The 1,405-nt window shown below is 74.2% G+C and carries 2 protein-coding genes; both read right to left on the bottom strand.

What is annotated here, in order from left to right:
- The coding region (locus DAT37_RS12855) for a chorismate-binding protein (protein WP_109524985.1) at positions 1 to 748 on the bottom strand (748 nt) is incomplete at its 3' end.
- A gap of 124 nt (positions 749 to 872) precedes the next feature.
- A partial coding sequence (locus DAT37_RS12850; protein WP_198654242.1) for an aromatic amino acid lyase occupies positions 873 to 1,405 on the bottom strand: 533 nt, incomplete at its 5' end.

Below are 1,405 nucleotides of genomic sequence, written 5' to 3'. Positions count from 1 at the left end.
GGGCGCCGGTGACCGAGCCCGGCGGGAACGTGGCCGCGAACAGGTCGGCCCACCCCGTACCGGGCAGGAGCCTGGCGCGCACGGTGGACACGAGATGGACGAGGCCGGGGTGCTCCTCGACGGCGCAGAGCGAGGGGACCTCGACCGAGCCGACGGCCGCGACCCTGCCGAGGTCGTTGCGGACCAGGTCGACGATCATGACGTTCTCGGCGTAGTCCTTCTCTAGGAGGTCGGCGGGGGTGACGCCGGTGCCCTTGATGGGCCTGGACTCGATGACGTCGCCGTCGCGCGACAGGTAGAGCTCCGGGGACGCCGACACGACGCTCAGCCCGGGCACCCGGACGACGGCGGAGTAGGGGGCGGGGTTGCCCGCGGCCAGCCGGGCGGCGAGGGCGAGGGGGTCGGCGTCCTCGGGCGCGGGGGCCGACAGCACGCGGCAGAGGTTGGCCTGGTAGACCTCGCCCTGCTCGATGTAGTCGCGGATGGCCTGGACGCCCCGCTCGTAGGCGGGCCGGTCGAGGGAGCTGCGCCACTGGCCGGGACTCGGGCCGTGCCAGGCGCGGCGGGGGCCGGGCAGCGGCGCGCGACGTACGTGGTCGAAGCGGGCGCACGTCACCTTGCCCTCGAAGTCGACCACCACCGCCCACCAGCCCTCGCCGTCGAGGGCCGCGAGGTCGGTGGTGATGTCACGCAGTCCGGTCGCGAGGAGCCGGCCCACGTGGGCGAAGCCGTCGTGCACGTGTCTCATTCTCCCAGCAGCTTCTCCAGCCAGCTTCTCCAGGCAGCTTCTCCCGGCAGCTTCTCCCGGCAGCCGTACGAGCTCCCGCGTCGCGGGGCGCAGGCCCCTCGGCGGGGCGCGTTCGCCGCCGGGGTCAGGCGAGCGGGCCCGTGACCGACTCGACGGCGGCGACCACGGAGCCGTCCGCGACCAGGCGGACGGCCGAGTCGATCTCCGGCGCCAGGAAGCGGTCGGGGCCGGGACCCGCGACCGTCTCGCGCAGAGCCTTCACCACGGCCGCCGTGGCGGGGGCCGGGAGCAGTGGCGAGCGCAGGTCGAGCGCGCGGGCGGCGGTGAGCACCTCGACGGCCAGCACGCGGGTGAGCCCGTCGACCGACCTTCGCAGCTTGCGCGCGGCCGACCAGCCCATCGAGACGTGGTCCTCCTGCATGGCCGAACTGGGGATCGAGTCGACGCTGGCGGGCACGGCCAGGCGCTTCAGCTCGGAGACGATGGCCGCCTGGGTGTACTGGGCGATCATGTGGCCGGAGTCGACGCCGGGGTCGTCGGCCAGGAACGCGGGCAGCCCGTGGTTGCGGGCCACGTCGAGGAACCGGTCGGTGCGGCGCTCGGACATCGAGGCCAGGTCTGCGGCGACGATCGCCAGGAAGTCCAGCACGTACGCGA

This window comes from Nocardia aurea, from assembly GCF_003123685.1.
GTDB lineage: Bacteria > Actinomycetota > Actinomycetes > Mycobacteriales > Mycobacteriaceae > Nocardia > Nocardia aurea.
Note: the sequence above shows the minus strand (reverse complement) of the source record. Positions and strands in the feature narration are given on the sequence as shown.